The sequence below is a fragment of the Microcoleus sp. B4-C1 genome (assembly GCF_036705285.1).
GTDB lineage: Bacteria > Cyanobacteriota > Cyanobacteriia > Cyanobacteriales > Microcoleaceae > Microcoleus.
Genome location: NZ_JAUBUC010000083.1, coordinates 1 through 7095 on the forward strand (window position 1 = coordinate 1; position 7095 = coordinate 7095).

Consider the following 7095-nt stretch of genomic DNA (forward strand, 5'->3'; position numbering starts at 1 on the left):
TTATCATTATTATTCAATTATATTTCTACATAAAGGGGTATTGACAAAATCTACTCCGTTCTAACTTGTTACCAATGCTTCAAGAGCGACTGGCAGGAGCACAGTTCTATCCAAGTCCAAACTGCCCCATCAAACTTTCTTGCCTTGGCTGTTGTCGTGTGCGATCGCGCCAGTCCTGCCTACCAACAATTCTCATAGCAATCTTGCAAAAACCCTTAATTTGCAAAGAGTGCTCAATTTTACCCCCTATAACGTCTATTTGACATGGCTTGCTATGCGACTACCACACTAACTACGAGGATTGAGGAGGATTCAGAAGGGTCTAAATTACCAAAAATCGCGTCAAAAGCAACAATTCTTTACAAAAACTGATAAGTATTTATACTGATTGTGACCGAAAAAGTAGGAATTACGAGGTGTAACGAGTAATAACTGTGCTGGTTTCTCCTCTTTTTTCCTCCCAAATTTTAGCTAAAAATTGTGAATGAGTAAGTGCGATTTTCCTGCATTGTTTTGGTCAAAGTGTACTTGGATTGATAGCATCAATGGGGAGCCAGTGATAGCGAATTGCAGGCTGATTCGGATAGTGCGAGTAAGGGCAGCGGAGTCGAGTCGCGAGTTGTAGTTTTTCAAGTCAAAATAATTCAAATCACCACAAAGAATTGGCTTTGAATCGATCGAAGCAGCTATCGCCACAAACACCTAAAAACTAGAGATGGAGTGTCAAGGGGCTTAATTTTACCCGATATCCCACTGTCCCAATCAATGCCACTGATGGATGTTAGCCAAGTGTGTCACAAGACTTAATTTTTACCCGCTCTTCAACTGTGCCGATTGCTTAAACTATTGTGGCGACTTTTCTGGCAACACTGGCATCAATTACCGCAACTGTCCCCATTCAACTTGGGTAGCATCGTTACGGCCTAAAACTTAGAGGCGCGTGGCGATCGCGCTCTCTCTGAAATCAAGTACAACCGTACCATCGCCCCACAATTGTCACTGCCTTCTCATTGCCTAGTTTAACAAGTTTCGCCGCTTTTCCTTTGACTACAAATTTTACTGGCTTGCCGAAGTAACGCTCAGAGCATTCTGGCAGCCCAAAAATATTGAGGCACTTCGCTTTTTTGTACAAAAGTGCGGTAGCACGCTCATTCAATAAAGCCAAACAAACTGAACTGCAACTCAATAAGAGAAAAACCCTACCGCCATTGTTCCGATACATTAATATGCAATAGCTGAATAGCTATCACTTGGCGGCAATCTTTTAGGCAACCTTAACATTCTATTCGATTAGTTCTGCTTGCTCAAGTGTGAAAGTACAGCTTGCTATAAATGTTACCACTTTTGAGCCTCTGCTACAATTGCTTAAATTTGGGGAGTGTAGAGCTTGCTGTTAAATTATTAAATAAGTCTTAAGCGTACCGAGACAGGAAAACACCTCAAAATTAACTTTTTGAGACTGAGTTTCCATGATTTTTTTTGCATAAATTTGCATAAATTTGATTTTTTGTGAGTTTTTTTGAGTAAAAGTATGCAAACTCAGCTTGAATTATTAGCTGAAGTCGAGGCAGTATTTGCAACTAAAAACTCAAATTTATGCAAATTTATGCAAATTTATGCAAGCTGGGAAACTAAGGAAAAAAGCAGGGATGAGCGATAGCAAGCAATGTTTTTGTGATCACAACTTGGCTTTAAAACAGCAAGGCTTGTGCGTTCTGGCGATCAAACTAATGCAGGCTGCAAAACAACTGCATCAATCGGTACTGACTCCCATGCAATACGATCGCGCTTGTCCTTGTAAGCGGATTAGCATAAACTTCTACAGGCGCACATACGAAAAGCAGGTATGGGCAGTAGCAATAGCAATGTTGGGCGATATATTTATACAGATGCGAGGAAAGTTACAGCCGAGTGAATGAAATGGATGGTGCGATCGCAAATCGCTCGCCCCTACAATCGCAATTCAGCACAAGCGATCGCTGTACTCCCGAAATAACTCACGCCCTTCAACGAGCGCCGAACATTAAATTAAAGTCGCCACATCTCGATTATTCGCTATTCGCGAATGTAGAATAAAGGAAAGAAAGCGATGCCCAAGGCTGGCTGAGCCTACCCATAAAGCTATGCTCAAACCGCAAGATATCCTTGCCATACTCAAAGTCCACAGTTGGGAAAAAGCAACCTGGACTTACAACACCCTCGCTCAAAGCTTAGGCATGAGTGCCTCAGAAGTTCATGGCGCTCTTTCTCGATGTGCAGCAGCAGGCCTCTATGATGGCGAAAATCGCAGGATTTTGACGCAAGCGCTACTAGAGTTCTTAGTTCACGGGCTGCGCTATGTATTCTACGCCCAACCCGGCCCCTTAAGTCGGGGACTGCCAACGGCGCATTCGGCTGAGCCGCTAAAAAGCAAGCTGGTGGTCTCACCATCAGAGATGTATGTCTGGCCTGACCCTCAAGGAGTCGTCAGAAGGCGATCGCACCCCTGTACCGTTCAGTCCCTCAAGCTGCTAAAAACGATCCAGAACTTTACGCCTTGCTTAGCCTGATTGATGCGCTGAGAGTAGGTCGAGTGCGGGAACAGCGTTTGGCGGTTAGCGAACTTGAAAACAGGCTCGTTACTCTATGAACCCGCAGATATTGATGCTAGAAACAGTTGCCAGGGTATTATCGATGGTTTCGAGCTGAGCTTGAAAGTTTGTGCTCCATCGTCCCTGCTTTCCTCTCGCCCGTTGCTAGAAATTCAGGTCGCGCTAGCTTGCTATTACAAAGTATTGAAGAGCAACTGGAGCGCACAAGCCAACTGAACTACAACTCTTGCTATAAAGCGGCTACCGCCCTTGTTCCGAAGATTGATACGAATAGCTGCATAGCGAATAACTGGGGGCAATCTTTTAGGCAATCTTAACAGTCTATTCGATTAATTCGGCTTACTCAAGACAGTCTATTCAATTAGTTCGGCTTGCTCAAAACAACCTATTCAATTAGTTCGGCTTGCTCAAGATTGAGATCAAATTATCAATCTTGAGCCTGTTTTGAATCAATTGCAATTTCCATTGCTTCAATTCATAATTGCAGAGTTTGTTGTAAAAATCTTAAATAACTGGAGTTTAGACTAAAAAACGATCGCATCTAAAAGTAGCTGCCGAAAGAATATCCGGCAAGCTGTTACTCAAAAATTCAAAATGTAGAAGATTAAATAGCTAATCTTGAAGACTTTTTGCGTCGAGAAACCCGTTTTTTGACAGTGGGATAGCATGGTGCCTTAGTCCGTACCTTTCCTGTTTCCCAACCGGGGGATTTTCCCCTCTGTTTTGGCAGTTTGGTAGGAGTACCAATGTCAACTAAAACTGACAACATTGATTGGGCAACACGTCCAGGAGTTAAATCGATCTTAGCAGATTGCCAAGGCAGTCGATGCTCGAGAACTAAGTCCCTAGCCAGCCAGAGTTGCCAACTCATCAATGGCATTAAATCGCTCCACCGTTCACATTGTTCTGGAGTTCTTAAGTTAGGTAATGTCCAATGTAATCGTTGCTTCGCAAACCGATACCAATGATCCACTCCAAAACGTCGTAAATATTTAAACCAAACAGTTTCTAATGGTAGAGTTCGTTCTCCCACCCAAGCCAACCACAAGGGTGGAAATGGCTGACCGTTTGACATGGGATTCATTCTTTCGATGAGGATTAAATTGACTCTTTGTTCAGGGGCACGATAAAAATGTAAGTCAAGCCATTGACTGACTCGGACTTGTCCCAACTGTGGATGTTCGTCAATTTCGATCGCAGTATCCGCTTCGAGCCATGTGGTTTGGTCATTCAGCCTCATTTTTTGCCCGTGTTTTCGTGGTCTGCCGCGGCCACTATATGCTGGTGGTGCTGACCACAAACAGGCATTCTTTCGGACTCGCATTAAGCAATCAGCTTGAATATCTGCTTGCGCCAGTACCCAATTTGCATTCCCATATTCTCGATCTAAAACTGCTAAAACTGGGTTGACACTCTGTTCGCAGACAAGTTTGAGTTGGGAAGCTGCTTGAAGTATGGGTGAAGACCCACTACTAATTCTTTCATGAAGTAGGGGTAATGCCCAACTTCCTTGAGCTTCTGGTATCCAGGCAATTGTACTGTACCCCTGTCCAATAATTACACCCCTCTGATATTCATGGGTTCTGTCTTTTAAGGTTTTGGCGAATGGTCTCCCCCACGCAGTGTGGTCTATCGCCACTAATATATGTTCTGTTGCGGGTACTTGCTGTTCTAATTGCTCTCGATACAACTCCATCAGTTTTTTTCGGTCTGGCCTACAGTCTTGCAATGCTTCGTAAATACTTGGCCATTGACGATTGAATAGCGGGCTGAGTGAAAATTCTGCTAAACATGACGCATTTCTGGTGGTCATCACTGCATCCATCAGCTCGAATGTGGCATCCTTGGCGAGTACCAATAACTCGTATGCTGCTTGACGAAAGTCCTTTAATCGTTCACTGTTCATTGAGGGAGTGGATAGGTTTTCTTTTTCACCCTCATTCTCTCCCGGCGCGGTGGCTCAAGTCCTGCTGAAAGCCACCGTTCTCTCTTTTTTAGTCTCAACGACAGTCAAGAAATTAGGCCGCCTTGGCGTGTTTTTTTCTCTTTGACTTCGCGGCCTCAAAGAGAACGTCAACGGTCGCTGGACTTCTATCTTATGGTTGAGCCTCATAACTTGTCGCCAGCGACCATTGCCGTTTTTGAGTGAAGTGACGATCGCGCTTTAATATCTACTTAGTCTAAACTCCAGTAAATAATTCTTAAGCGTACCAGGACGGGAAAAACCCTCAAAATTCACTTTTCTCAAGTGAGTTTTTTTGAGTTTTTCTGCATAAATTTGAGTTTTTTTGAATAAATTTGTGCAAGCTGCAAATTGAAGTGTTCGCTGTTTTTGGCTTAATTAGCAACAAAAAACTCATAAAAACTCAAATTTATGCAAATTTATGCAAGGTAGAAAGCTTGCACAAAAAGCAGAGATGGACGGTAGCAAGCAATGTTTTTGTGATCACAAATCTGACTTTTAAGTGTGGAAAGAAAAATAATCCACCCATAAATACGGCATCCTAACCGCAAGGTCAGGTTTAATACTTTTTTAAGCTTTAATGACGAATGTAACTGTTTGTACTACAAGTTAACTGAATATTGTCTCGACACAATAATGATCCGTTTTTTGGCATAAAGCGATCGCGTAGTCGGCTCCGACTGCACAAAAATTACCATTCTGACCCCGGCATAGATAATGTATGCTCGCACCATCGGCTCGCGCAACATTGAGCGGTGGGACAGTTGTTGCCATACCCATAGATCCTCTCAACTTGGGACTGTGCGGTGAGTGTACTGACTTCAAAGAGAGCTGCTACGAATCGACTTCCCGCGATCGCCTTCGCCTCGCGCATAGAACCCACCACTACCACCAGCTTTTTGCTCGCTTGTGACTACCATCGCCGGAGTCAGAGGGCACGCGATCGCACCTCAATGAACAATTTATACAATTAAAGGAAATTAGAGTAGTCAATCTCTACTTTAATAAACCCTAATAGCCCTCTCCAATTGGGGGGGATAAAATCACCAGAATAGCGGTGTTCAATTACAGTTGTTAACTTGTATATTTACAAACAGTGATTACCGATTAAAAGCTATGAAAAATTTACCGAAAGTCAGACCCAGAGAGCAGCTATCAAGCCATATCCACATCCGCTTGACTGACTCCGATTACAGCGAAATTCAAACACTAGCTCACCAAGTAAACTTGAGTATGAGCGACTTCATGCGTCGTGCAGCTTTGAGGAGAACTATGCCACACCCTCTATCTGTATTGGATTTGAAAGCCTATCAAGTTTTATGCCAAATTAATGCTCAACTTAAAATTGCAGCAAACAACCTCAATCAGATGAAGAAAGCTTGCAATAGTGCTCAGGTATTGGGAGAACCCGTTATTGTTAATAGAGGACTCTTAGAAAATGTACAGCACCTCATTCAACAAAACCAAACTGCTATTAAAACAATAGTTGCAAACCTTACCAATTCTACAGTCCGCTAATTCTTAATAAGCCTCAGCAATTGATGTAATAAATCTACTGTGAAACGGCTATGATTGGCAAACAAATCAAAGGTACAGGCTTTCGTGGCTGTCTGAACTATGTGCTCGGCAAAAAAGATGCCGATTTAATTGGTGGTACTATGTGTGGACAAACACCTGAAGAACTTGCTGCTGAATTTGCCATTGCCAGACAACTAAGACCTAACCTGAAAGTAGCAGTATTTCATGCTACTTTATCTGTCGATTCTACCCAGAAACTAGAAGTAGATGTTGACAATGACCAGCGCTGGCTGGCAATTGCAGCTAACTACATGAAAGCGATGGAATTTGACAATAATCAGTATGCAGTTGTCAAACACAGCGATACAAACCATGACCACATTCACATCGTTGCCAGTCGCATTCGTCTAGATGGGAGTGTCGTTGATGATAGCTGGGATTATTACAGAAGCCAAGAAGTAATCCGCCAGTTAGAAAGAGACTACAATTTAGAAGCTGTTACACCTAGTTGGGAAACATATAAGCGAGCTCCGACTACTGGAGAACATAGGTACTTACAAAGCAAGGGAAACAAAAGTGTCAGGGTGCAATTACAAGACCTAATTAATGAAGTTACCCAAGATAACCCAAGTATGCCAGAATTCGTTGAGCGGTTGCAGCAACAAGCCGTAGAGGTGCAAGTTAGACTAACTCGAACTGGGTTGAGTAAAGGCATTTCTTACAATTTAGATGGAGTTGCTTTTAGCGGTACTCAATTAGGTAAAGCCTACACTTTTTCAGGATTGCAGAAGCATCGAGGCGTTAGCTATGACAAAGGGCGAGATAACGCCCTAATTGATGCTTTAATGCAGCCACAACACTTAGCTATCGCCCCCAGTGAGGCAGAGGAAAATGAGCTAGAGTCGTCACAATCCGAGTTAGGAGCAACCCTATCTGCAACAGCAAATGAGTTAGAGTTGTCACAATCCGAGTTAGAAACAACCCTATCTGCAACAGCAAATGAGTTAGAGTCGTCACAATCTG

General features: G+C 43.1%; 7 protein-coding genes. 6 read left to right on the forward strand and 1 reads right to left on the reverse strand.

What is annotated here, in order from left to right; all coding sequences use genetic code 11:
• Positions 1–1616 precede the first annotated feature (1616 nt).
• The 3 genes from QUB26_RS25135 to QUB26_RS25145 are packed head-to-tail and all read left to right on the forward strand — an operon-like array spanning position 1617 to position 2549.
• The gene (locus tag QUB26_RS25135; RefSeq protein ID WP_333320181.1) at positions 1617–1919 is read left to right on the forward strand and encodes a hypothetical protein; all 303 of its coding nucleotides are present in this window, start codon (positions 1617–1619) and stop codon (positions 1917–1919) included.
• Complete coding sequence (locus QUB26_RS25140; protein ID WP_333320183.1) at positions 1912–2076, forward strand: hypothetical protein; 165 nt, start codon at positions 1912–1914, stop codon at positions 2074–2076. Before QUB26_RS25135 ends, QUB26_RS25140 begins: the two co-directional genes overlap by 8 nt.
• 47 nt (positions 2077–2123) lie before the next feature.
• Positions 2124–2549: a hypothetical protein gene (locus tag QUB26_RS25145; RefSeq protein WP_333320185.1), complete on the forward strand. Its 426-nt coding sequence runs from the start codon at positions 2124–2126 to the stop codon at positions 2547–2549.
• 646 nt (positions 2550–3195) lie between these two features.
• Here QUB26_RS25145 and QUB26_RS25150 read toward each other — a convergent pair.
• Complete coding sequence (locus QUB26_RS25150) at positions 3196–4497, reverse strand: NF041680 family putative transposase (RefSeq protein ID WP_333320187.1); 1302 nt, start codon at positions 4495–4497, stop codon at positions 3196–3198.
• 778 nt (positions 4498–5275) lie between these two features.
• Here QUB26_RS25150 and QUB26_RS25155 point away from each other — a divergent pair.
• The 3 genes from QUB26_RS25155 to QUB26_RS25165 form a co-directional block, all read left to right on the forward strand.
• Positions 5276–5467, forward strand: a complete 192-nt coding sequence (locus QUB26_RS25155; protein ID WP_333320189.1) for a hypothetical protein — start codon at positions 5276–5278, stop codon at positions 5465–5467.
• 203 nt (positions 5468–5670) lie between these two features.
• The gene (locus QUB26_RS25160) at positions 5671–6072 is read left to right on the forward strand and encodes a plasmid mobilization protein (protein ID WP_333320191.1); all 402 of its coding nucleotides are present in this window, start codon (positions 5671–5673) and stop codon (positions 6070–6072) included.
• Positions 6073–6122: 50 nt separating this feature from the next.
• The coding region (locus tag QUB26_RS25165; RefSeq protein WP_333320193.1) for a relaxase/mobilization nuclease domain-containing protein at positions 6123–7095 on the forward strand (973 nt) is incomplete at its 3' end.